Source organism: Panacibacter ginsenosidivorans, from assembly GCF_007971225.1.
Classification (GTDB): domain Bacteria; phylum Bacteroidota; class Bacteroidia; order Chitinophagales; family Chitinophagaceae; genus Panacibacter; species Panacibacter ginsenosidivorans.
In genome coordinates, this window is the sequence record NZ_CP042435.1 from 2,276,810 (window position 1) to 2,300,567 (window position 23,758).

Below are 23,758 nucleotides of genomic sequence, written 5' to 3' on the forward strand. Positions count from 1 at the left end.
TTATTTCCTTTATTCAGCTCTTAATCCTGGATATTCCCATCAGGCTTTCCCACCACTTCATATCTTGTAGTACCATCCTGGTCTATAGATTGGTAATAAATATCATCAGGCGATACATAGTAAGTAGTTCCATTTAAAGTAATTGTTTTACAGTTGTCAGGAAGCTGATCAATAATATCGCCTTGCTGAGGTATAAAATTTTGTTCTGAAGAATCAGGAGTAACCGAATTATTTATCTCACCGTGTTTGCCTGTAACAACATAAACGGTTTTGCCTTTTTCATTCGTAGTTTCCTTATAGTAAGTCCCATTTAATTCATAAAACTCTTCGCCATTTACAGTTACTCTTTTTGCTCCTCCGGGAAGTGATGATAATGTAGCGCCCATCGGAGGATCTACCACTTCATAACTGTTATCATTATATCTTCTGTAATAAGCACCATTATTATAATAGAACAAAGAAGGCCCCACATACATTGGCATATAGCCATAAGGTAAAAAATTAACACGTAAGCCTATTGGCGGGAATGCAGGACGCCAGTAACTACCGTAAGGCCTATAGTAATAACCGCAGTTAAAACGGTATGATATACCATGATAAGGGTAATATACAGATGGGCGACTAACGATTACCGGGGCCCTGTTCACCACAACCGGGCTGCGATTAACTACGACAGGCCCCCTGTTTACCACAACAGGTGCCCTGTGTACTACAACCGGCGCTGTTGAAGGATGCACAAAAACTCTCCTGTGACTTACCGGTTGACTAAAAGCTGCTATTGTCAAAATTGAAAGTAGCGCCGCTGAAAATAATCTGTTCATTTTATTGGAATTAGCTTAAGTAAGACTAGCCTCCGAGCTATAAGTTTAGTTTGATAATTGTTAAACCCAAATGAGTTTAAAGCTGAATAAAGTTCTGAACGTACAAGTGAGTGACACAAGCGACGATGCCATAGAAACCAGTAGCCCGTAACACAAAAATTTTATTACTTTTTCTTTTTTATATTTCCTCCCAGGAAAGGTTGCATATAAGAAGGCATCAATTGCCTTGGCTTACTGGTACGTTTTGCCGCTGCTGGTTTTTGATATTCCAAATAGTAAATCTTTAATAACAAAATAAAAAATGATATAAGTATTGGTCCGAATATTAAGCCTGCAACTCCAAAATACTTAAGGCCCATAATAACGCCAAGCACAGTAACGATAGGATGTACATCGGCCATGCGTTTGGCAAGTAAGAATCGAATTACATTATCTGCACTGCCCATAATAAGAAGGCCCCAAATAATCACGAAAAAGCCTTGCCAGTTATTGCCGGTAGCGAAAAGATAAATACTAATCGGCACCCATACAATGCCTGTACCTACTACAGGTATTACAGAAGCAAACCCTGCTATAATGCCCCAGAAGCCTGGCTCGGGCACTCCAGCAATCAAAAAACTTATATACCCACAGATACCTTGAGCCACAGCAATAAGTGGTATACCTACTGAATTACTGAATGTTTGTGCCACCAGTTCATTACCAAAAAGTAATAGCTTATCTTTTTTAAAAGGCAGATAAAATACAATAGCCGCTTCCATTTTACCTGTATTAATCATCATGAAATACAGGAAAAAATAACTCATGATAATGGTACTAAAAAAACTAAGACCCTGGCTTAAAATAACTGAAAGTCCCGATGTAGCATAAGATTGTAACTCAGTAATATTTTTATCAGAGATCAACTTCAGGCCAAAACGATTCTGCATATATGCATCAAAAGATTTCAGACTGCTGAGAATGCTTTCAGGATGTGTAATAACAGATGATATTTTATCGTAAAGAAGTGAAACAAGTGTAATAACTGGTAGTAGAATAATAAAGAATGATAAAGCTATTATAAGCAACGCAGCCATACTTTTCCTCCATCTTCTTCGCTTGATAAGCCAGTCGCTAAGCGGTTTACCCAAAATGTAAATTATAATAGCCAGTAAGAATGCAGTAAAAAACTGAATAAGGCTAAATACCAAAAAAATTGCCAGCGCTATAATGATGGCAAGAAAAAAATACCGGTTAACCTTATATTCTTTTGAATTTTCCATGCAGTTTGTTTAAAGCAGTTTGTTCAAAAGTATTAATTCATTAATTAAGTTATACAATTCTGAACGGAAAGAGCAAATTAATTGTCGACCTTTTGCTTGCATAGCGGCTGCAGCGGTCTTAGTATTATTTTTACAAAGCATGAAAGGTAAAGAAATGATGAGCGATCTAAAAGAAGGCGATGAGATATTAAAGAAAGGCAAAAAATTTATGGAAGTGCTGCTGGACACAGCAAACGTTTATGCTGCTGCAGAATAAATAAATCTTTTTGACCCAAAATAAAATTATTGATCGCTCATTTTATTTTCTTGAATCCGGCCAAATAATTGCTATTAACCTTCTGTTGCGTCGCACACTTGTACTGTGATACTCTGTGCAGCAGTAAGCGCTTTTTAATTCTACTGCGATGCAAGTTTTACAAAATTCCACACAACTTTATTTTTATGGAATACTGTTTAGTGCTGTGTCTTAGTTGAAAAAACTAAAACCATGGAAGCTAACAAAATTCTAAATGCAGATCTGCTCGACATTATTTTCGAAGGTAGAAATAAAGCGTATGGCGCTTATGATCTTCGTAACACTTATTCCATTCGCATCAGGAAAGCAATGATAGGAATGGGTGTGGTTTGTTTGGTATTTACTACCGGCATATTACTGGCCAGTTCGAAATCAAAAGAAGCAATTAATCCGGTAGTTGTAACAGAAGTAAACTTATCATCAGTTAAAGAAAAAGATGAAGTGAAACCTGTTGCTGAAACTCCTAAACCAAAACTGATTGAAGCAAAAACAATTGCTGTTACAATCCCTAAAATTGTTCCTGATGATTTGGTTAAAGAGCCGGAAGTTCCTACAGACGACCAAATTGAAAATGTAACTATTTCAAACGTAACAAAAGATGGCGAAGAAATTGGCGATGCAGTAGCACCGCTGGTTGAAAAAGAAGGAACAGGAAAAATTGATGCCCCAATTGCAAGAGATGAACCATCGGTATATACCAAAGTTCAGATAGAAGCCCAATTTCCCGGTGGCATAAAAGAGTGGAGCAAGTTTCTGGAAAGAACACTCAATACAGATATTCCTGTTGAAAATGGTGCACCTGCAGGAAGGTACACAGTTGAGGTTTCTTTCATTGTTGACAGAGAAGGTAATGTTTCAGAGATACAGGCATTGAATGATCCCGGTTATGGCATTGCTGATGAAGCTGTAAAAGTTATTAAGAAAAGTAAGCAATGGATTCCTGCAATACAGAATGGTAATAAAGTTATGTACCGCCAAACGCAATCCATTACGTTCATAGTAAATGAAGGATGAGTATTTTATACGGTTAACAGTTCAATCCTTCCGGCGCAGCCTGCGGCTGCGCCGTTATTGCTAAAAATCATCGCTTCGATAAGATGGAAAAAATTATAAAGTACAAGTGTGCGACGCAAGGAACGATGCCATAATATCCCTAAGCCCGGCCCAAAAATTAACCCGCTGTAATTTCAGCGGGTTAAACATTATATAAGCGCTGTTATAATTTTACTCCATAAGTGCTTCAACAGCTTCTGCAAGCGTTTCTGCTTTTTCTGCTTTAAATGCAGCTCTTGGCTTCAATCCCAGCAGCTGGAACATCGCATTGTCTTCATCAAAAGATGGGTTAGGTGTGGTTAACAATTTATCTCCGGCAAAAATAGAATTTGCACCAGCCATAAAACACAATGCCTGCTCTGCAACGCTCATACTTGTGCGGCCTGCACTTAAACGCACCATTGCAGCCGGCATAAGAATACGCGCTGTTGCAATCATGCGTACCATATCCCAAATATCAACTTTGGTATTATGTTCTAGCGGCGTACCTGCAACAGGCACCAAAGCATTGATAGGCACACTTTCAGGATGCACGGGCATTGTTGCAAGTGTATGCAACATTTTTATTCTGTCTTCATGTGTTTCACCCAGACCAACGATGCCGCCGCAACAAACACTTACACCTGCTTTACGCACATTATCTAATGTCTGTAAACGATCTTCATAGGTACGCGTAGTAATGATGGCTTCATAATACTCTGATGATGTATCAAGATTATGATTGTAAGCATACAACCCCGCATCAGCTAATTTCTGTGCCTGTGTTTCTGTAAGCATGCCCAGTGTGCAACAAACTTCCATACCCATTTCATTTACGCCTTTCACCATATCAAGTACACGGTCAAAGTCACGATTGTCACGTACCTCACGCCATGCTGCACCCATGCAAAACCTTGTACTGCCTGCATCTTTTGCCTTTTGTGCATACCCAAGTACTTCTTCTTTTTGCATTAACGCATGCACATCCACACCTGTATGATAACGTGCAGCCTGCGGGCAGTACGCACAATCTTCACTGCAGCCGCCAGTTTTAATACTTAGTAAAGTACAAACCTGCACTTCAGCTGTATCGTTATATTCTTTATGAATAGTTGCTGCTTTATAGATCAGTTCCAGTAAAGGTGTATGATAAATATCTTCAATTTCATTGATAGTCCAGTCATTACGGATATTATTTCCCATAAACATATTTTGTAATGACAAAAATAGGCGTTTGGTTTTTTACAATCATAACCGGTAAGATCAAAAAAAGGGAAATTAAAAAATAAAAAAAGCTATGAAATCTAATATTCATTTATTAATTTAACACGATTAGATGCTAATGGGAAATATTTAATACACCACCAACACACTTCAGTAGGGAAATAGTTATTACTTCTTTTAATTATTGAACTAAAAACAATATCCATATTTCTAAAGCCATTTCGAACTAGTTCTCTTCCAGTTTACAAGCTGTATCAAAATCATTTCTTTCAAATTAAAAAACTAGACTATGAAACAAGTATTCTTTTCTCTGACCTTGCTTGCATTTGCTAACCTTTGCAATGCACAGGCAAACACCAAACTTTCCAATTTAGTAGCTCCTACGGCAGTAAATGTCAATTTAATACCTGGTGGTACTACTGGCACAAAAGACATTGGCTCAAATACCAAACGCTGGCGCAACGGTTATTTTAATGCTACCGTCTATGGTTATGGCGTTGGCAGTAGCTATGGCGTTTATGGAACTGCCGCCAGTTATGGTGTTTATGGCTATAGTAGCGCCGGTTATGGTGTAGCCGGTGTAAGCGGATATTTAGGCGTTTATGGCAGTGGCAGTACTTATGGTGTGTATGCATCTGGTGGTACTTATGGTCTTTATGGTAGTGGAAGTTCTTATGGAGTTTATGGTTACAGCAGTAGTAATTATGGACTATATGGCTCGAGTGGCTATATTGGCGTTTATGGTACTGGTACCAGTTATGGCGTTTATGGTTATAGCGGCAGTAATTATGGTGTTTATGGCTCCAGCGGTTACCTGGGTGTTTATGGAACCGGAACAAGTTATGGCACATATGGCTATAGCTCGGGTGGGTATGGTGCTACAGGCACTAGCAGCACTAGTTATGGTGTTTATGGCAGCAGCAGCAGTTATTATGGTGGTTATTTTTACTCCACCAGTTCATATGGAGTAAGAGCTGGTACCAGCACCGGATTTTACGCCGGTGTATTTGATGGGAATGTATGGACCTCAGGAACTTATTATACAAGTGACAAAAATCTGAAGAAAAATATAAAAGACTTCGATAATGCCATGAGTATAATTAATAAGCTACAGCCTAAAAATTATGAATTTAAGACTGATGAAAAATATGCATCACTAAATCTTCCTAAAGGAACGCATTATGGATTATTAGCGCAAGACCTTGAACAAGTGTTACCAAATCTTGTAAAGGAAGGTGCTCACCCTGTTAATGAATCCCATTCGGATGCAATTAGAGGAACAACTGATGGCAGCCAGCCTTCCAGGGAAACAATAGCACAAAGCGTAAAGCAGGCGCCATCTGCTGAAACTATGAATATAAAAGCTGTAAACTACACAGAACTCATCCCTATTATGATCAAAGCAATGCAGGAACTCAGCAAACAAAATGATGATCTCAAAAACCAGGTATCAGTATTATCACAAACAGTAAGTCAATTAACAAAATCTACAGGTACCATTTCAGCAAGCAGCGCTTCAATAAACCAGAACTTTCCGAATCCTTTTACAAAGAGTACGGTAATTTCTTTCAGTGTACCACAAGGTAGCAATGCAAACATTATTGTTAGTCAAACGGGCTCTGGCAAAGTAATTAAAACAATACCACTTTCTTCAGGTGCATCACAACTTACATTTGATGGTGCTTCCTTGTCAGCCGGTTCTTACAGCTACAGTTTATACATCGATGGTAAAAAGATCGATACAAAACAAATGATCATAAACAGGTAGCATTAACTTATATATTAATTAATTAAAAAGATCCTCATTCAAGTTTTGAATGAGGATCTTTTTTTTGTGTCTGGCATTTATATTCTATTTAGCTTTCGTTGCGTCGCACACTTGTACTGCATATCTTTACGCAACACAAAACCTTACTATTTTCATGAGCGATCAAACATCTAAGCAGGTATACACTTTTCTTCAAACCATGCGTTGGTTTGGCCCGACAGATCCTGTTAGCTTATCAGATATAAAACAGGCAGGGTGTTCAGGTGTTGTATCTGCTTTACATCATATTCCTAATGGTGAAATCTGGACAGTAGAAGAAATTCAAAAAAGAAAAAATGAAATTGAAGCTGCAGGTCTTTACTGGGATGTTGTAGAAAGTGTTCCTGTTCATGAAGATATCAAAACACAATCCGGTAACTATAAACAATACATCGAAAATTATAAGATAACTTTATTAAACCTCGCAGCTTGCGGAATAAATATCGTTACTTATAATTTCATGCCGATACTTGATTGGACAAGAACTGACCTTGCTTACAAATTACCCGATGGCAGTAAAGCACTTCGTTTTGAAAGAGCTGCATTCATTGCATTTGATATGTATATGCTGCAAAGAGACGGTGCAGAACATGATTACAGTTGGGAAGAGTTGAACCGCGCCAAAACCCGCTTCGCATCTATGTTTGCAGCAGATAAAATTCAGCTGATGCAAAACATTATTGCAGGTTTACCGGGCAGTGAAGAAAGTTTTTCTCTTGATGATCTTAAAGCTGCGCTGGCAAGATATAAAGACATAGATACAAAAACATTACAGCAACATCTTATTGATTTTTTAAAAGAAATTATTCCTGTTGCAGAAGAGGCAGGTGTAAAAATGGCTATTCATCCTGATGATCCGCCATATAGTATTTTAGGATTACCAAGAGTAGTTTGTAATTACCGGCAGGCACAACAAATATTTGATGCATTTCCTTCTTTAAGCAATGGATTATGTTTTTGCACAGGATCATTTGGTGTGAGACCTGATAATAAATTGCCTGAGATGGTTATGCAGTTCGCAGACAGAATTCATTTTGTTCATCTTCGTAGTACAAGAACAAATGAGTGGGGAGATTTTTTTGAAGACAATCATCTTGACGGCAATGTAGATATGTATGCAGTAGTAAAGAATCTTTTGAAAGTAATGCAACAAAGAAATATATCTATTCCTATGCGGCCTGATCATGGCCACCAGATGCTTGATGATCTGCACAAAAAAACAAATCCTGGTTATTCTGCTATCGGAAGGCTAAGGGGACTTGCTGAAATTAGAGGTTTGGAACTTGGTATTTACAGAAGCATGATGGAAGAAGAAAAAAATACAACTGCACCAATCGCTGAATAAAAAACAAGGCGTACAAGTGAGTGACACAACCTAAGCTTAATGCTTATTCAAAAGATAGTTCATAAAAAACTATGCTGCGTTTGTTCTAAACTTCGCTTTGCGTGGGAACAACATTTCTGTTATAAAGATGAGTAAGATACTTACTGCGGTTGATGCAGCAACTTTACCTATGAAGAAAACAAAATCACCAAACTGTAACCATTCAATTAATACAAGACATGCATGGTGTATGAATGTTAGCACTACAATATAAACACTGTATGGAGCCCAGCCAAGGCTTTTGATGCTGGGTTCTGCATAACTTACTTCTGTTTTTTCCTGCGATAATAATATGTTTAGTAAGAAGGGACGCAGATAAGCGATCATAACGCATGGTATTGCATGCATGCCGGGCGTACCGGTAAAATAATCCATACATAAGCCGAATATAAATGCAATGATCAATTGCACACTGCGGTTAATACTAAAAGGCAGCCATAGCACAAAAAGAAAATACAATATAGGTTTTACAAACTGGTGTAATGGCGGAACCTTATCAAGCACAAATGCCTGCACCAGTATAAATAAAGTAAAACGGATAATATTTTTAAGCAGATTGCTCATTAATCTTTTGGTGTTTTAGCTTCTAATTCTTTCTGTTCTTGCCATTGAAGATTCTCAGTTAAATAAACATACTGCAGGCTGTAAAAATTTGTAGCAGACCTTATTTTCAAAGTAAGGAAACTGCTGCCCGGATCAGGAATAATTTCTGCTATAGTACCAACCATTAAACCAGGCGGAAAACTCAGTTCCTGCGACACATTACTGGTAAGCACCGTATCACCTTTTTGTACTTTCGCACTTTTGGATATACTGCTTAATGTTAAGTAAGAAGGGTCTTTACCATCCCATTCAAGGTCGCCGGTATAAAAGCCTTTCTTAAGCATCGCATTCACTTTGCTCTTCCTGTTCAGCAGGCTCATAACACGACTATAATTATCACTTACAAGAATCACTTTACCAACAATACCATCCGGACCAATAACAGCCATATCAGTTTTTACTCCTTGCTTTGCACCACGGTGTAAAGTGATATAATTGTTCTCCTGCGATACAGAGCTGTTTACCACCTTCGCTTCCATGAAAAGAAATTTCCTGGTACCCATGGTGTCTTTAAGCAAACTATCAACTTTGATTGTATTGGTTGTATCAGCGCTTTCAAAACTGGAAGGCTGCATATTATGCAGCCTTGCATTTTCTTTTACCAAAGAATCATTGGTCTTCTTTAAGTGAAAGTAGTATTCAATGTTATTATACTTTGTGCTGATGCTTCCTGTAACCTCATTGGCTACTGCACCTAAGACAGCCTGGTGCGTTTTGTTGTAGTTGGTAAGAATATAAATCGCTGTGCCCTGCAATACAAGGAACAGAATGAGGTTAAAGAAACGCCTTATGAAAAGAAAGATATTACGCACAGTGGTACAAGTTCCTGGTTAAAGGTTACAAGTTACCGGGAACCAGGAACCGGTAACCCGCAACTAAGTCTTATTATCTCATTACAAAAGGATACCGCTGGTAGTTCTTCAATGCAAGGCCTGTACCGCGCACAACGCTCTTTAATGGATCGTCTGCAATATGTACAGGTAATTTTATTTTCTGGCTTAAACGTTTATCCAAACCACGCAGCAATGCACCACCACCAGTTAAATATAAACCACGGCGATAAATATCTGCTGCCAGTTCGGGAGGTGTTGTTTCCAGCGCTTTCAGGATAGCTTCTTCTATTTTAAAAATTGATTTGTCCAATGCTTCTGCAATTTCCTGAAAACTTACCATGATCTGTTTTGGAATACCTGTTACAAGGTCACGACCATTTACAGGAATATCATCCGGTGGATTTTCCAGGTCCTTCATTGCAGCACCTATCTGTATTTTTATTTGCTCTGCAGTTCTTTCACCAATCAATAAACTGTGATAACGACGCAGTGCTTCCATAATATCTGCAGTGAACTCATCACCCGCAATACGAATAGACTGATCACACACAATACCTGCAAGCGCAATTACAGTAATACCTGTTGTACCACCACCAATATCAATGATCATATTACCAACAGGCTCTTCCACATCAATGCCAATACCAAGCGCAGCAGCCATAGGTTCATGTATCAGGTAAACTTCTTTTGCTCCCGCCTGCTCTGCACTATCTCTAACTGCACGTTTTTCCACTTCGGTAATAGAAGATGGAATACAGATCATCATTCTCCAGCTTGGCGGAAACAACGGTTTCTTGGGATAGATCATTTTGATCATTTCCCTTATCATCAATTCAGCCGCATTGAAATCGGCGATCACACCATCTTTCAGCGGACGCACTGTCCGGATACTTTCATGCGTTTTTTCATGCATCATCAATGCACGTTTACCAACAGCCAAAACTTCTTTCAGGTTATTCCTGTTAAGGGCAACTATAGAAGGTTCATTAACTACAATTTCTTCGTTATGGATGATCAGGGTGTTGGCCGTACCAAGATCCATCGCTATCTCCTGTGTAAAAAAATTAAAAATTCCCATTATATTAAAAACTCCGATTTAAGTACTGTTATTTGAATGCCTGCAAAATTCATGTAATTAACCCGAATTAACAAGGTGCAAAATGCAGATTTTTCAGGCCTTCTGTTTGAATTAACAAGTCTCGTTAAAAAAGGGTAGGAAGTATATTTGGTCAATCAAAGTGAAATTCCTATTTACTTTGGTTTCACCCAATGCCAGATAAGTTCTATTCAAACGAAATTGCTGCGAATTTATTGGCTTTTATATCAAAATCGGCAATTATTAGCAAACACAGTGCCTAAAATAAGATAAAAGGCTTTGTTCACAAGCTTTTGTACAAATGGCATCTTCGTTGTGTCACTCACTTGTACGTTCAAAATATCAGGAGCAAGTTTACAGGTTTACGCGTTTCAAAGTTCACATGTTATACTCTTGTCAACCAACTCTTGAACAGGTGAACATGTAAACTGCTGAACCTCTTGTTTGCGTACAAGAGTGCGACGCAACAAAAGTTTCATGCATAAGCTGCTGCCCGGCTACAAAAAATAAAAAACACACTTAAGAACATAATTTTTTCCTGCACAGCAAGTCTGTTATTTTTGCGGCACATAAAATCACCATGATGAAGAATACACCGTTTACAGAAAAACATATTGCATTGGGTGCAAAGATGGCTGAGTTTGCAGGTTATAATATGCCTATTAGTTATAGCGGCATCAATGATGAACATGCAGCTGTTCGCAACAATGCAGGCGTTTTTGATGTAAGCCACATGGGGGAATTTATTTTGAAAGGTGAGCAGGCACTTGATCTTATACAACGCGTTACTACCAACGATGCATCGAAACTTACTAACGGTAAAGCGCAATATTCCGCACTAACCAATAATGAAGGCGGTATTGTTGATGATTTGATTGTGTATTGCATTGAAGAAAACAAAGTGTATATGCTGGTGGTAAATGCATCGAATATTGAAAAGGACTGGAATTGGATCAACAGTCAAAATACCAATAATGCAGAAATGCATAACATCAGTGATAAGACCTGCCTGCTTGCGATACAAGGGCCTAATGCCTGTAAAATTTTGCAACCGCTTACTGATCTTGATATCATGAATTTAAAATATTACACGTTTGTAAAAGGAACTTTTGCAGGTGTGGAAAATGTATTGATCAGCGCTACGGGTTATACGGGCAGTGGTGGCGTAGAAATTTATTTTGAAGACAAAGATGATTGTGCAGAAAAAATATGGAACACTATTTTTGAAGTAGGCGCAGCGTCTAATATAAAACCCATCGGTCTTGCTGCAAGAGATACATTGCGTTTGGAAATGGGTTATTGCTTATACGGCAATGACATTGATGATACAACATCGCCACTTGAAGCTGGTCTTGGCTGGATAACCAAACTAAACAAAACAACCAATTTCATTGCTAAAGAAATTTTGGAAAAACAAAAGGTGGAAGGCATCAGGAGAAAGCTGGTTGGCTTTGAAATGATCGACCGCGGCATTCCTCGCCATCATTATCAAATTGTAGATAAAGACAATAATGTTATCGGCTACGTTACAAGCGGCACACAGGCTCCATCGCTTGGAAAAGCTATAGGGCTTGGATATGTAACTGTTGAACACGCTGCGCTGGATAGTGAAATATTTATTTCTATCCGCAACAATGCAGTAAGAGCGAAAGTGGTAAAAGTTCCTTTTGCATAGTTATTTTTTGTACCATTCTGCATTGCCGCTACCAGCATTTGTTGCGTCGTACTCTTCTACATTCTGATCGTTATGCAACATAAGACCAAGCTGTAATATTATAGTATGCCAGTTATTCATTTAACCACTATTATTAAGGCTCCCAAAAAACATGTATTTGACTTAAGTCGTAGCATAGATTTGCACCAGCAGAGCATGGAGCTTACCAATGAAAAAGCGGTTGCAGGCAGAACAACAGGCCTAATTGAAGAAGGCGAAACAGTAACATGGCAGGCAAAACATTTCTTCAAAACAAGATCATTAACTGTAAAAATTACATCCATGCAGTCTTATGATCATTTTACAGATGAAATGGTAGAAGGTGATTTCAAAAGTATGCATCATGAACATCATTTTAGTTTTGAACAAGGTTGCACAACTATGAAAGATAGCTTCACATTTGAAGCGCCATTTGGTATTTTAGGCAAAGTAGTTTGTAAGTTTTTTCTAACAGGTTATATGAAAAGACTGCTGCAGGAACGAAATAAGTTTATAAAAAAATATGCTGAAACAGTTAAAACGGGTAAGCATTAATATTATTGCTGTTACATATTGATCATTATAAAATCTAATTATCATGAATAAACCTAATTTGCTTTTTTACATTTTCTTATTGTTCTCAGTTTGCATGTTTTCCTGTAGTCGCAGTTTAGTGGAATCAGGCAAAGCATCTTATTATGCAGATAAATTTGATGGCCGCAAAACAGCCAGCGGCGCTGTTTTCAGCCAACATAAACTAACAGCGGCACACAAAACTTTACCTTTTGGTACTAAAGTAAAAGTGACCAATCTTTCAAATGGTAAAACAGTGAAGGTAAGGATCAATGACCGGGGACCTTTTGTGGAAGGACGTATTATAGACCTTAGTAAAAAAGCCGCACAAAAAATAGCGCTAACAACTGCAGGTGTGGCTGAAGTAGAAATAAAATACAAAAAGAAAAAGAGTTCCTGAAAGCAATAACGCTGGTATACATTTTTTAAACTTCTTTGCAGGCTCAGGCAACTCCCGTTATTTTGTCTCACAATATTTCATTATTGAAAAGAATTATCTGCTCAGTCACCAATGATCTTACTTACGATCAGCGCATGCAACGCATTTGTAACACGCTGGCTGCAAATGGCTTTGAAGTAACATTGGTTGGCAGGAAAATGTATAACTCTATAGTACTTGCAGAACAAAGCTTCAAACAAAAAAGACTTCGCTGTTTTTTTCAGTCAGGTTTTACTTTTTATGTAGAATATAATATTCGGTTGTTTTTTTATCTTTTGTTTAAAAAGGCAGATATCCTTTATGCCGTAGATCTTGATACTATTCTCCCTGTTTATTTTGCTTCAGCAATTAAAGGCAAAAAGAAAATATACGATGCGCATGAATTATTTACTGAACAGAAAGAAATAATTACAAGGCCAACAGTGCACAAGTTCTGGCTGGCAATAGAAAGATTTACAGTTCCAAAATTCAAATATGGTTATACGGTGAATATTTTTATTAAAGAGGAATTGAGAAGAAGATACAATGTTGATTACAGCATTATAAGAAATCTGCCTAAATATTATTCTCTTACCCCCTCTCTTTGCGGAGAGGGTTTAGGGATGAGGTTTGTTATTTACCAGGGCGCAGTAAATGAAGGCAGAAGTTTTGAAACACTGATACCGGCATTGAAACAGGTTGATGCGCCTTTAAAAATATATGGCAAAGGGAATTTCTTTGAACAAACAAAACAATTGATCATAACCAATAAACTTGAAGATAAAATAGAATTAGCAGGCTATGTGGTTCCACTACAACTGAAAAAGTTAACACAGCAAGCCTATATTGGTTTAACCCTTTTTGAAAAAACCGGACTTAATCAATATTACTCACTTAGCAACCGCTTCTTTGATTACATTATGGCAGGTATACCGCAGGTTTGCGTAAACTATCCTGAATATAAAGCTATTAACGACGAATATAATATTGCATTGATGATCGACGATACAAATGAACAAACAATCGCTGATGCATTGAACAGATTATTAAACGATAATATTTTGTATGAACAGTTGAAGCAAAATTGCGTTATAGCTAGAGAACAACTGAACTGGCAATCGGAAGAAAAAAAACTAATTGCATTTTTTAGTCTGATAAACCCGTCTTAAAAAGTGTTTGAAGCAACATAAGAGAAAGCAGAAGTGTGCGACGCAACTAAAGTTGCATACAGGTTTTAAGCCGGGCTCATAAAAATAAAAAATTGGATAAGCACTTACATATTATAAGTCTCGATGTGCCATGGCCGGTAAATTATGGTGGTGTATATGACCTTTTCTATAAACTTCCGGCATTGCAGGCACAAGGCGTAAAAATTCATTTACATTGTTTTGATAATGGGCGTGGCGAACAACCCGAACTGGATAAATATTGCCAAGAAGTGCGTTATTATCCACGCAATACGGGGCATAAAGGGTTTACAACAAATCTACCTTATATCGTTGCCAGCAGAAAAAATGAAACGCTCTTGAGCAACCTGTTGAAAGATGACTACCCTATATTTATGGAAGGCGTACACAGCACGTATATCACGCTGGATAAGCGTTTTAATAATCGAAGAAAATTTGTACGCATTCACAATGTAGAATATGAATACTATAAACAACTCTACAATTGCGCCACAGCAGTATTTAAAAAATTATACTTTCTCTGGGAAAGTAAACTACTTAAAAAATACGAGCAGCAACTGGTACATCATGCAACAGCATTCTGGTCGGTAACGGAAAAAGATGCAGAGTATTATCGAAATGAATTGCATTGCAATACCATGGATTATTTGCCCTTGTTTCTTCCACCATGGGAGGTAACCTGCAAAGAAGGTATGGGCGCCTATTGTTTGTATCATGGAGATCTTAGCGTTGCGGCAAATGATTATGCGGTAAAATGGCTACTGGAAAAAGTTTTTCATGATCTTGACCTGCCGGTGGTAATTGCCGGCAAAGATCCTTCCAAATCTTTAGAAGACCTGGTACATGAAAATGCAAATGCATGCATTGTAGCAAATCCATCCGGCAAAGAAATGCAGGATATGATCTCCAAAGCACATATTAATATACTCCCATGCTTTAATAATACAGGCATTAAAATAAAATTAGTGAATGCATTGTATAATGGAAGGCATTGTGTGGTTAACGATGCGATGGTAAGTGGCACTTCTCTTGGAGAATTATGTCATGTTGTTGAAACAGCAGATGCATTTAGGGAAAGAATTCAGCTACTATATCACCAACCCTTTACACAAACAGAAACTGAAGCGAGAAAAAAAATATTATATAAACATTTCAATAATGAAACCGGAGCAAAGCAAATGGTAAAATGGATTTGGGAGACTTATAAGTAGTTTGATAGTTTACAGGTTCACGTGTTTACAAGTTGATCACAATTCGTAAACTTTTCAAACGCTTTAATAGGTAAACTTTTCTAAACCTCAGTCACCGCACTATCAAATACTTTACCCCTTTCTGTTTTTAAAATCCGTGCAGGGTTTTTACTTATTACTATAAAGTCATGCGTAGCCATAATTACAGCGGTGCCATAATCTTTACTAATCGCAAAAAGCAATTGCATAATTTCATCGCTGGTCTCCGGGTCAAGATTGCCGGTAGGTTCATCAGCCAATATTAATTTAGGAGAGTTGAGCAAAGCTCTTGCAATATCCACACGTTGTTGCTCACCGCCACTCATTTCAAAAGGCATTTTAAACCCTTTGCTTTTCAAACCCACCTTATCAAGCACATCATTTATTTTTTCTTCAATCAGCTTTTCATCTTTCCAGCCTGTTGCCTTCAGCACAAAACGAAGATTCTCATGAACATTACGGTCTGTAAGCAGTTGAAAATCCTGAAACACTACACCAAGGTTTCTGCGCAGAAACGGTACTTTTTTCCAGGTCATTTCTTTCAGGTTGAAACCAGCAACACTTGCCTCACCTTCTTTTAATTGTAGTTCTCCATATAGTGTTTTTAACAGGCTACTTTTACCTGTGCCCGTCTTACCAACAAGGTAGACAAACTCACCACGGTTAACCTCAAAATTCACATTCTGTAAAATAAGATTATTACCCTGGTATATATTTACATTTCTAACACTTACTATTGCTTCTGCCATAACTGGTAAAACTTTGTGATGTGTAAAATTAACGGCTCACGCCTTTGATACATAAATTTTTTTGAGCCCGGCAATTGTATATGTGTCATCACCTGTTGCGTCGCACGCTTGTACATCCTTATCATTATGCAACATTCATTATAGTCCTCAAAAATACTGCTTAACCACCCAAATATTACAAATATAAAAAGCATTGCAAAAGAACCGTATAGAGATCGCTTTAAAAACAACAACAAACATATTTGCAATTGTTTAACTATAAAATTAGTTGTATAACTAAATATTTAGTTTTAAGTTTGACTTATGTTTAAAACTTATTGCAAAACAGCTTTAAAATATTTGTGGCATCATAAAGCGTTCTCAGCTATTAATATTGTTGGGCTTGCAACTGGTTTATGCGTTTGCTTTTTTGCTTTGCTATATGTCAACTTCGAACTTAGCTATGATAGTTTTAATAAAAACGCTGACAGTATTTACAGGTTGGTTACAGATGTACAAACGCAAACCGGAATCGATTATCAAAGCACATCTGCTCCCATGGGACCTGCGCTGCAGGCAGCATTTCCTGAAGTTAAAGCTTCAACAAGAATTTTCCTTGACAACCTGATAATACAAAAAGATGAAAATAATTTTGCTGACGAAACGATTGCTTATGCGGATGGTTCGTTATTTGATGTTTTTACATTGCCTTTACTCAACGGAAAACCCAGCAAGGCGCTGGAAGCTCCTTATACAATTGTATTATCAGAAACTGCAGCAAAAAAATATTTTGGTACAGATAATCCTGTAGGTAAGACATTGCTGCTGGATGGCAAATTTCCGGCTGTCGTTACTGGTCTTATGAAAGACATACCCTATAATTCGCACTTTAGAGTAGACATACTTGTATCCATGTCTACTTTATTAAAAGAGTGGAATACAAACATGGCAACTAACTGGACAAGATTTGGCTTTTATACGTACCTGTTACTTCCTGAAAATTATAATATTGATAAATTAAGTTCGCGTCTACACACATTTATTGACCAGCATATAGAACGTTCTGTAACAAAATATACATTGGCATTGGAGCCATTAAGATCTGTTTATTTATATGGTAAATCCCGCGGTTCCAGAACAGGTAGTTCTGTTCATGGCAATATCAATAATGTATATATTTTTTCAATAGTATCATTGTTTGTCCTCATTATTGGGGCCATTAACTTTATCAATCTTGCTACAGCTTTTTCATTAAAGCGTGCAAAGGAAACAGGCGTACGAAAAATATTGGGTGCTTCGAGAAAACAGTTAATCCTTCAGTATCTTATTGATGCATTCGTTCTCAGTCTTGCTGCTTATTTTCTTGCTTGTATACTTTGTTTTTTATTACTTCCTTTATTCAATAATGTATCAGGTAAAGTGATCAGTCAAAGTATTTTTGAGCAACCACTGTACCTACTGCTACTATTTTGTATAGCGCTGATTACCGGCTTATTTTCAGGAATTTATCCAGCACTTTTCTTATCAGGTTTTCAGCCGGTTGCCAGTTTAAAGGGCCGCTTGATTGCAGGCTTTAAGGGCATTGAAATCAGGAAAGCTTTAGTCGTTACACAGTTTTCCATTTCCATTATTTTGATTGTTGCTACAATAGTTGTTTACAACCAACTTGATTATATGCGCAACCAGGATCTGGGTTTTAAAAAAGACCACATGCTGGTAATAGATTTCCATTTTAATGAAAGGATTCTTGCACATACAGAAATCGTAAAACAACAACTAAAAGAAATTCCCGGTGTTACATTCGCCAGTATTGGTTCCGCAGTTCCCGGAAAAGCAAACAGGAAATTATCACTGGATATAGAAAATAATAACGGTGATATGGTAAAAGCAGATTGGGATCTTTATGCCGTAGATAAAGATTTCCTGCAACAATACAATATCAACATAGTAGCCGGCAGAAATTTCTCTCCGCTGATAATTTCAGATACTACTGCTGCTATCATTATTAATGAAGCAGCGACAAAGGCATTGGGTTATAAAAATCCTGCAGAAGCTATTGGAAAACGTTTTGCCCAAAAAGGAAGCAGTGGGTTAATAACAGGTGTTATAAAGGACTTTCATTTTCGCTCTTATGCAGAAGACATCCAGCCTCTGGCAATAAAAATGTCTCCATGGTTTTTTACATTCATTACGCTGAATGTATCATCAAATGATATCAGTGAAACTATTAACAAAATTGAGCATACATGGAAGTCTATTGCACCCGGGTTACCGCTCATTTATAATTTCTCTGATGAAACATATGATGCCCAATACAAGGATGAAGCCCGTTTTGGCAAACTATTTATATGCCTTGCCACGATTGCTGTTTTTATTTCCTGTCTTGGTTTGTATGGATTGTCGGCCTTTAGTATTGCACAACGGACAAAAGAGATTGGTATCAGAAAGATCCTTGGCGCTACATCACTTAATATTGTAAACAACCTGTCAAAAGATTTTTTTAAACTGGTATTACTTGCCATTATTATTGCATCGCCTCTTGCCTGGATATTAATGCACAAATGGCTGGAGAGTAATTATGCTTACCGTATTTCAATTAGTTGGTGGGTATTTATAACAGCAGGTATTATTGCAGCAACCATTGCCTTTTTAACGGTATGCTTCCATACGGTAAAAGCTGCAACAGCAAACCCGGTAAACAGTTTAAGAACAGAATAAATATAAGAGAACTATCAGGTTTTTAAAACCTAACTGTTCTGACAAAAAAAGAAACATGAAAACATTAACAAGAGCAGAAGAACAAATCATGCAGGCTTTATGGAAAATTGGGAAAGGTTTTCTGAAAGATATAGTAGAAGCAATGCCAAATCCAAAGCCACATTCCAACACAGTAGCAACACTACTTAAAATTCTGATTGAGAAAAAGTTTGTGGAAACAGAAACTTATGGCCGCATGCACCAGTATGAGCCATTGGTTTCAAAAGACACTTATTCAAAAAATTCATTGAACACTGTAGTGAAAGGCTACTTCGGTGGATCTTTTACCAAAGCAGTTTCCTTCCTGGTAGAAGAAAATAAACTGAGTGTAGAGGAACTCGAACTTTTATTGCAACAACTTAAAAAGAAATAATATGCTGCAGCTCATTGCCATTTATCTGCTTAAAACAATTATCGTATCAGCAGTACTGATTTTGTATTACTGGTTTGCCCTACGCAACAAGCGTTTTCATTATTATAACAGGTTTTATTTATTGTCTGCTGTTGTATTAAGTGTCGTGTTGCCGTTGCTAAACCTAAAACTGTTTACACTTAACAGCAGCAGCGACAAAGCCATCAGCATGTTTAATGTAATCTATGCAGCAGGTGAAGCCGAAATGATATTTGATCACAAATCAATATTGCCTGACTGGCAGCAATTATTACTCTTGCTCGTTCTTGCTATTACTGCTGTACTATTATTGATGCTCGCATACAGGATCATTACAATTTATCGCATTAAGAAAAAATTCCCTGTAAGCACTATGCAGGAATTTGATTTTGTAAATACAGATCTGAGTCAAGCTCCTTTTTCATTTCTCAAAAATGTTTTCTGGCGAAACGATATCTCACTGGAAGAAAATGCTGGAAGATTGATACTCCAACATGAGCTTACACACATAAAAGAAAAACATACCTGGGATAAATTATTTATGCAGGTAGTGATCGCGGTATTATGGATGAACCCATTGTACAGGCTTATACAAAAAGAGCTTTACCTTATTCATGAATTTATTGCAGATGGCAAATCTGTCACCGATAAAGATACTGCTGCATTTGCCGAAATGTTATTGCATGCACATTATGGCAAATTCAATTTTGATCCTGCCCAACCATTTTTTTACTCACCAATCAAAAGACGTTTAATTATGCTTACAACCTCAAAAGAACCACGTTTTAGTTATGTACGACGCATAATGGCGCTGCCACTGCTGGCTTGTGTTGTACTGTTATTTGCTTTCAGATTGCAGAAAGAAAACAATGAAGTTGTTACTACCCTTAAACCTGGTACAACATTCAAACTTGTTGTTGATGCAGGGCACGGTGGTTATGATGGAGGTGCAGTTACAACAGATGGCACAAAGGAGAAGGATATAACTCTGGCAATTTCTAAAAAGATCAAAGCACTTTCTGCAGATTATGGTGTAAATGTTATTTTGACCAGAACTGAAGACACATACATGAATCCAAGAGAGAAAGCAGATTTCTCAAATAAACAGAATGCTGATGCATTTGTTTCAATACATGTAAATGCTGCAGAAAAGGATCAGTTATACAAATCAGGAATGGAAGTGGTCGTTTCGAAAAACAATGACAACAAACAATTAGATAAAAGTAAAATCCTGGGTTCTGCACTTTTACAGGAATTGAATAAGAATTTCAGTACTACACAATCATTGTTGCAAAGAAAAACAGGTATTTGGGTTTTGCAAGCCACAACTGTACCCGCCGTGCTTGTTGAGTGTGGCTATCTTACAAACAACAAAGATTTGAGTTTACTTAAAGACGAAGTTCAAATTGAATTGATGGCAAAGAAAATTCTTGAAGGCGTTGTTGCTTATGCAAACAATAATAATAATCCTGTTGAACCTTACGAAGTAAAACTCCAGGATGATAATGCGATGGCAGATACAACCAAACCAAAAGACAATACAAAAACAAGTACAACAATCCCCGCTGATGTTGTTTACGTATTGAATGAGGAAATAACAACAAAAGAAACAATTGACAAACTCGATCCAAACAACATAGCAAGCATAGAGATTTTGAAAGATGATCCATGGAGAAAAAGTATTTACAATATAAAAGGGAAGCAGGCTGCAGTTGTTGTTATAACAAAAGATTATAAACCAAAGGTTATTGCTAAGAATATAACCGGTGATGCACCTATCTATATTGTAGATGGCAAGCCCGTAAGTGAAACAGATGCAAAAAAGATAGATGCCAATAATATTCTTACTGTAAATGTTTTAAAAGGCAACGAAGCCACAAAAGCTTATGGCGAAGATGGTAAGAGTGGAGTAGTCATTATAATCACAAAAGCGAAAGAAAGAAAAAACATACCAACAACTGAATAATAAAATATTATTTGCAATAAAAAAGGTCAACCCGAAAGTGACCTTTTTTTATTGTTGTTTAAAGCTCAATTATATTTTTTAGTACAAATGTGCGACGCAACGAAAGAGAAATAGAATCACTGCTGCTTGACTCACAAAAAAAACTACGCACCAACAACAGCAGCACTCAGTACTTTCTTTATTGCCGCTACCATCTTCTCTCCCTTTTCTTTTGTTTGCTCTTCTGTCCAGGTTAAGCCAATAGCAGTAGAAATACAACGACTCATGATTGCATCACTTACAGAAAAATCTGTGGTTCGCAATTTCAGCAAAGCTTCTTCCTGTAAAGGGTTCAGCCTGTTTAATGCGGTTGAATTTTTCAAATGATCCCATTTACGAATGTAATGCCAGTTATTGTCGAACCAGTAAAAATTTCCTGCAAGAATGCCCTGTGCTTTCATTTCTGCAACTGCTGCTCTCGTTAATTCCTCTGTTGGTAAAAACCAACTTAAGAATGTTCTGCTGTCACCACTTTCATCCGGAATTACACGGAAAGAAACTTCAGTAACTTGTTGCAGCATATTTTTTAGTTGTGTGTGATTCTTCTTTTGTATCTCTAAAAATTTTGGCAGCTTTCTTATCTGCGCCAAACCTACTGCAGCATGCAATTCGCTGATGCGGTAATTATAACCAATAAATGGATGAAGGTCTGCACCACGGTCAACACCCAAATGATCATGACCATGATCTGTATAGCCATCACATTTTGTGTAAACATCTTTATTATTGGTCATTACCACGCCACCTTCGCCACAGGTAATTGTTTTTACAAAGTCAAAAGAAAATGTTCCGGCATCTCCAATTGTTCCCAACGCTTTGCCTTTGTAAGTACCGCCAATACTTTGACAGGCATCTTCAAGCAGTATCAGATCATGTTCTTTACAAATAGCTTTCAATGCATCAAGATCGGCCATACTACCGCACATATGCACGGGCATTAGACATTTTGTTTTTGATGTAATGGCTTTACGAACTGCATCAGGATTCAACGTTAAACTTTCATCTACATCAACCAGTACAGGTACAGCACCAACACTTAATACTGCTTCAAAACTTGCGACGAATGTGAATGAAGGCATGATAACTTCATCACCATAACCAATGTTCAATGCATTCATGGCTGTTGTTAATGCAGCAGTGCCACTGCTGGTAAGTTGTGCATAGGTGCAGCCAAATGTTTCTGTAATAGCTGTCTCCAGTTCTTTTGCCTTCCAATGACCTTTGCGTGGACCATCAAATCCATAACGCATAAGGATGCCTGTTTCCAGCACATCGTTCAGTTCTTTTCTTTCTTCATCTCCAAAGAATTCAAAACCGGGCATATAAAAAAGTTTAAAAGTTTACAAGTTCACGTATTTACGCATTTGCCGTTGCGAAGGTAGAAAACTGTTGTTAATGCATTGCAATGTTAAGGAAGAAGAAATTTTTGTGAGCCAAGCCGAAGGTTGTCATGGCATCGGTTGTTGCGTCGCACACTTGTACTTTGAATAAGTATCGTCCAGCAAAGGTTTATATTATAAGCCTTTTACAAAACCTATAGTACATTATTAGTTGAAAGATGTTCCAACCGCACAAGAGTGCGACGCAACGAAAGCTAAATAGCATCAATGCAGACCGGCCCAAAAAAATTATCTAAAACTTATAAGTGAGCTAACCGGGTAGCGGTTATTTCTATAACCCATCATATCCACTTTTATACTGCCCACTGCAATGGGACTTTCTATGCGCACAGGAAAATGATTGGGATCATCCGTTACCCATACGGTCATTTTTTCACCACCTTCAAAAATGGTTCCTTTTACAAGCAGTGGTTTAAATTTTATAGCGTGGAATTTTCCGTACCGTGTTTTAATAGTTTCTCTTCCGAGGTAGCGTATGTAAAGATCGTACACTTCATTATCAAGAAACATACTGAATGGTATCTTATCGCCTGGTTTGTATTTATTGAAATCTATGTTGCGTGCGTAATAAACAGAACTTAATACATCCTGCACACAATTGGGTAATTTAAAAACACCTTCGTTGGTAATAGCAGTATTTGTTTGCTGGTTAAAAGTTACATTCTCAACTTTTTTGTAACCACCTTCATCAACATTACGTATAAATTTTAAAGGCTGCAAATTGGAAGTATCAAAATAACTTTCATAACGGTCACGTACTTTAAAGATCCAGTCGTAACCCGAATTGGTGCGGCCTTCGCCTACTACATGATAAGCAGGAATATTATTGACCTTTTCTTCTGTAAGAGAGAAAGTAGCTGTGCCTGCATTTACATAAATACCGGCCACTGCATAAAAAACATTGTATGTAATAACTTCACCGGGTTTAAAAGCCTTATTGGTCATGCCGCAAAAATCATCTCCGGCCGTTAGCGTTAACCAACTTATTATAGCTATGGTACTTATAAAAATTTTCTTCAC

Annotated in this window: 20 protein-coding genes; 11 read left to right on the plus strand and 9 right to left on the minus strand. The window is 37.4% G+C overall.

Annotated features, from left to right (window positions below):
* Positions 1–20 precede the first annotated feature (20 nt).
* Together FRZ67_RS09535 and FRZ67_RS09540 are read right to left on the minus strand one after the other, a co-directional pair.
* Entirely contained in the window at positions 21–821 is an 801-nt protein-coding gene (locus tag FRZ67_RS09535; RefSeq protein ID WP_147189332.1) for a DUF6515 family protein, read from the minus strand.
* Between the two features lie 164 nt (positions 822–985).
* Entirely contained in the window at positions 986–2,083 is a 1,098-nt protein-coding gene (locus tag FRZ67_RS09540) for an AI-2E family transporter (protein ID WP_147189333.1), read from the minus strand.
* A gap of 487 nt (positions 2,084–2,570) precedes the next feature.
* Between FRZ67_RS09540 and FRZ67_RS09545 the strand changes: the two genes are divergently transcribed.
* Positions 2,571–3,392, plus strand: a complete 822-nt coding sequence (locus FRZ67_RS09545; protein ID WP_147189334.1) for an energy transducer TonB — start codon at positions 2,571–2,573, stop codon at positions 3,390–3,392.
* Between the two features lie 210 nt (positions 3,393–3,602).
* On the opposite strand, the gene bioB is transcribed toward FRZ67_RS09545, so the two are convergent.
* Entirely contained in the window at positions 3,603–4,613 is a 1,011-nt protein-coding gene (gene bioB, locus FRZ67_RS09550; protein WP_147189335.1) for a biotin synthase BioB, read from the minus strand.
* Positions 4,614–4,923: 310 nt separating this feature from the next.
* On the opposite strand from bioB, the gene FRZ67_RS09555 reads away from it, so the two are divergent.
* Together FRZ67_RS09555 and uxuA are read left to right on the plus strand one after the other, a co-directional pair.
* Positions 4,924–6,402 (plus strand): tail fiber domain-containing protein, encoded by a 1,479-nt coding sequence (locus FRZ67_RS09555; RefSeq protein ID WP_147189336.1) that lies wholly within the window; start codon positions 4,924–4,926, stop codon positions 6,400–6,402.
* A 154-nt stretch (positions 6,403–6,556) separates the two neighbouring features.
* Positions 6,557–7,786: a mannonate dehydratase gene (gene uxuA, locus FRZ67_RS09560; protein WP_225975562.1), complete on the plus strand. Its 1,230-nt coding sequence runs from the start codon at positions 6,557–6,559 to the stop codon at positions 7,784–7,786.
* Between the two features lie 69 nt (positions 7,787–7,855).
* On the opposite strand, the gene FRZ67_RS09565 is transcribed toward uxuA, so the two are convergent.
* The 3 genes from FRZ67_RS09565 to FRZ67_RS09575 all read right to left on the minus strand — a co-directional run bounded on the left by FRZ67_RS09565 (position 7,856) and on the right by FRZ67_RS09575 (position 10,339).
* Complete coding sequence (locus FRZ67_RS09565) at positions 7,856–8,389, minus strand: rod shape-determining protein MreD (RefSeq protein ID WP_147189337.1); 534 nt, start codon at positions 8,387–8,389, stop codon at positions 7,856–7,858.
* Positions 8,389–9,240 carry a rod shape-determining protein MreC gene (gene mreC / locus FRZ67_RS09570; RefSeq protein ID WP_147189338.1) on the minus strand — a complete coding sequence of 284 codons (852 nt, stop codon included), beginning with the start codon at positions 9,238–9,240 and terminating at the stop codon, positions 8,389–8,391. Before mreC ends, FRZ67_RS09565 begins: the two co-directional genes overlap by 1 nt.
* A gap of 73 nt (positions 9,241–9,313) precedes the next feature.
* Positions 9,314–10,339, minus strand: coding sequence for a rod shape-determining protein (locus FRZ67_RS09575; RefSeq protein ID WP_147189339.1), 1,026 nt, complete (start codon positions 10,337–10,339; stop codon positions 9,314–9,316).
* A gap of 598 nt (positions 10,340–10,937) precedes the next feature.
* Here FRZ67_RS09575 and gcvT point away from each other — a divergent pair.
* The 5 genes from gcvT to FRZ67_RS09600 all read left to right on the plus strand — a co-directional run bounded on the left by gcvT (position 10,938) and on the right by FRZ67_RS09600 (position 15,439).
* Positions 10,938–12,032, plus strand: a complete 1,095-nt coding sequence (gcvT, locus tag FRZ67_RS09580; RefSeq protein ID WP_317131458.1) for a glycine cleavage system aminomethyltransferase GcvT — start codon at positions 10,938–10,940, stop codon at positions 12,030–12,032.
* A 105-nt stretch (positions 12,033–12,137) separates the two neighbouring features.
* Positions 12,138–12,605: an SRPBCC family protein gene (locus FRZ67_RS09585; protein ID WP_147189340.1), complete on the plus strand. Its 468-nt coding sequence runs from the start codon at positions 12,138–12,140 to the stop codon at positions 12,603–12,605.
* A 43-nt stretch (positions 12,606–12,648) separates the two neighbouring features.
* The gene (locus FRZ67_RS09590) at positions 12,649–13,023 is read left to right on the plus strand and encodes a septal ring lytic transglycosylase RlpA family protein (protein WP_147189341.1); all 375 of its coding nucleotides are present in this window, start codon (positions 12,649–12,651) and stop codon (positions 13,021–13,023) included.
* A gap of 83 nt (positions 13,024–13,106) precedes the next feature.
* Positions 13,107–14,210 carry a glycosyltransferase gene (locus FRZ67_RS09595; RefSeq protein ID WP_225975563.1) on the plus strand — a complete coding sequence of 368 codons (1,104 nt, stop codon included), beginning with the start codon at positions 13,107–13,109 and terminating at the stop codon, positions 14,208–14,210.
* Between the two features lie 92 nt (positions 14,211–14,302).
* On the plus strand, positions 14,303–15,439 hold the full coding sequence (locus FRZ67_RS09600) for a glycosyltransferase (protein ID WP_147189342.1): 1,137 nt from the start codon (positions 14,303–14,305) through the stop codon (positions 15,437–15,439).
* Positions 15,440–15,519: 80 nt separating this feature from the next.
* Here FRZ67_RS09600 and FRZ67_RS09605 read toward each other — a convergent pair whose 3' ends face one another.
* Positions 15,520–16,206: a cell division ATP-binding protein FtsE gene (locus FRZ67_RS09605; protein WP_147189343.1), complete on the minus strand. Its 687-nt coding sequence runs from the start codon at positions 16,204–16,206 to the stop codon at positions 15,520–15,522.
* A 303-nt stretch (positions 16,207–16,509) separates the two neighbouring features.
* On the opposite strand from FRZ67_RS09605, the gene FRZ67_RS09610 reads away from it, so the two are divergent.
* From FRZ67_RS09610 to FRZ67_RS09620, 3 genes are read left to right on the plus strand one after another with little or no spacing between them, the layout of a single operon-like run.
* Positions 16,510–18,903 carry an ABC transporter permease gene (locus FRZ67_RS09610; RefSeq protein ID WP_147189344.1) on the plus strand — a complete coding sequence of 798 codons (2,394 nt, stop codon included), beginning with the start codon at positions 16,510–16,512 and terminating at the stop codon, positions 18,901–18,903.
* 55 nt (positions 18,904–18,958) lie between these two features.
* Complete coding sequence (locus tag FRZ67_RS09615; protein ID WP_147189345.1) at positions 18,959–19,315, plus strand: BlaI/MecI/CopY family transcriptional regulator; 357 nt, start codon at positions 18,959–18,961, stop codon at positions 19,313–19,315.
* Between the two features lies 1 nt (position 19,316).
* Positions 19,317–21,299, plus strand: coding sequence for an N-acetylmuramoyl-L-alanine amidase (locus FRZ67_RS09620; protein ID WP_147189346.1), 1,983 nt, complete (start codon positions 19,317–19,319; stop codon positions 21,297–21,299).
* A 143-nt stretch (positions 21,300–21,442) separates the two neighbouring features.
* On the opposite strand, the gene FRZ67_RS09625 is transcribed toward FRZ67_RS09620, so the two are convergent.
* A complete protein-coding gene (locus tag FRZ67_RS09625) occupies positions 21,443–22,660 on the minus strand; it encodes a DegT/DnrJ/EryC1/StrS family aminotransferase (protein ID WP_147189347.1) in 1,218 nt (405 codons plus the stop codon).
* A 306-nt stretch (positions 22,661–22,966) separates the two neighbouring features.
* Complete coding sequence (locus tag FRZ67_RS09630; protein ID WP_225975564.1) at positions 22,967–23,758, minus strand: DUF3108 domain-containing protein; 792 nt, start codon at positions 23,756–23,758, stop codon at positions 22,967–22,969.

Coding starts and splice junctions, on each gene's coding strand:
- FRZ67_RS09535 (WP_147189332.1), bottom strand. CDS start 821: ATGAACAGATTATTTTCAGCGGCGCTACTTTCAATTTTGACAATAGCA.
- FRZ67_RS09540 (WP_147189333.1), bottom strand. CDS start 2,083: ATGGAAAATTCAAAAGAATATAAGGTTAACCGGTATTTTTTTCTTGCC.
- FRZ67_RS09545 (WP_147189334.1), top strand. CDS start 2,571: ATGGAAGCTAACAAAATTCTAAATGCAGATCTGCTCGACATTATTTTC.
- bioB (WP_147189335.1), bottom strand. CDS start 4,613: ATGGGAAATAATATCCGTAATGACTGGACTATCAATGAAATTGAAGAT.
- FRZ67_RS09555 (WP_147189336.1), top strand. CDS start 4,924: ATGAAACAAGTATTCTTTTCTCTGACCTTGCTTGCATTTGCTAACCTT.
- uxuA (WP_225975562.1), top strand. CDS start 6,557: ATGAGCGATCAAACATCTAAGCAGGTATACACTTTTCTTCAAACCATG.
- FRZ67_RS09565 (WP_147189337.1), bottom strand. CDS start 8,389: ATGAGCAATCTGCTTAAAAATATTATCCGTTTTACTTTATTTATACTG.
- FRZ67_RS09575 (WP_147189339.1), bottom strand. CDS start 10,339: ATGGGAATTTTTAATTTTTTTACACAGGAGATAGCGATGGATCTTGGT.
- gcvT (WP_317131458.1), top strand. CDS start 10,938: ATGATGAAGAATACACCGTTTACAGAAAAACATATTGCATTGGGTGCA.
- FRZ67_RS09585 (WP_147189340.1), top strand. CDS start 12,138: ATGCCAGTTATTCATTTAACCACTATTATTAAGGCTCCCAAAAAACAT.
- FRZ67_RS09590 (WP_147189341.1), top strand. CDS start 12,649: ATGAATAAACCTAATTTGCTTTTTTACATTTTCTTATTGTTCTCAGTT.
- FRZ67_RS09605 (WP_147189343.1), bottom strand. CDS start 16,206: ATGGCAGAAGCAATAGTAAGTGTTAGAAATGTAAATATATACCAGGGT.
- FRZ67_RS09610 (WP_147189344.1), top strand. CDS start 16,510: ATGTTTAAAACTTATTGCAAAACAGCTTTAAAATATTTGTGGCATCAT.
- FRZ67_RS09615 (WP_147189345.1), top strand. CDS start 18,959: ATGAAAACATTAACAAGAGCAGAAGAACAAATCATGCAGGCTTTATGG.
- FRZ67_RS09620 (WP_147189346.1), top strand. CDS start 19,317: ATGCTGCAGCTCATTGCCATTTATCTGCTTAAAACAATTATCGTATCA.
- FRZ67_RS09625 (WP_147189347.1), bottom strand. CDS start 22,660: ATGCCCGGTTTTGAATTCTTTGGAGATGAAGAAAGAAAAGAACTGAAC.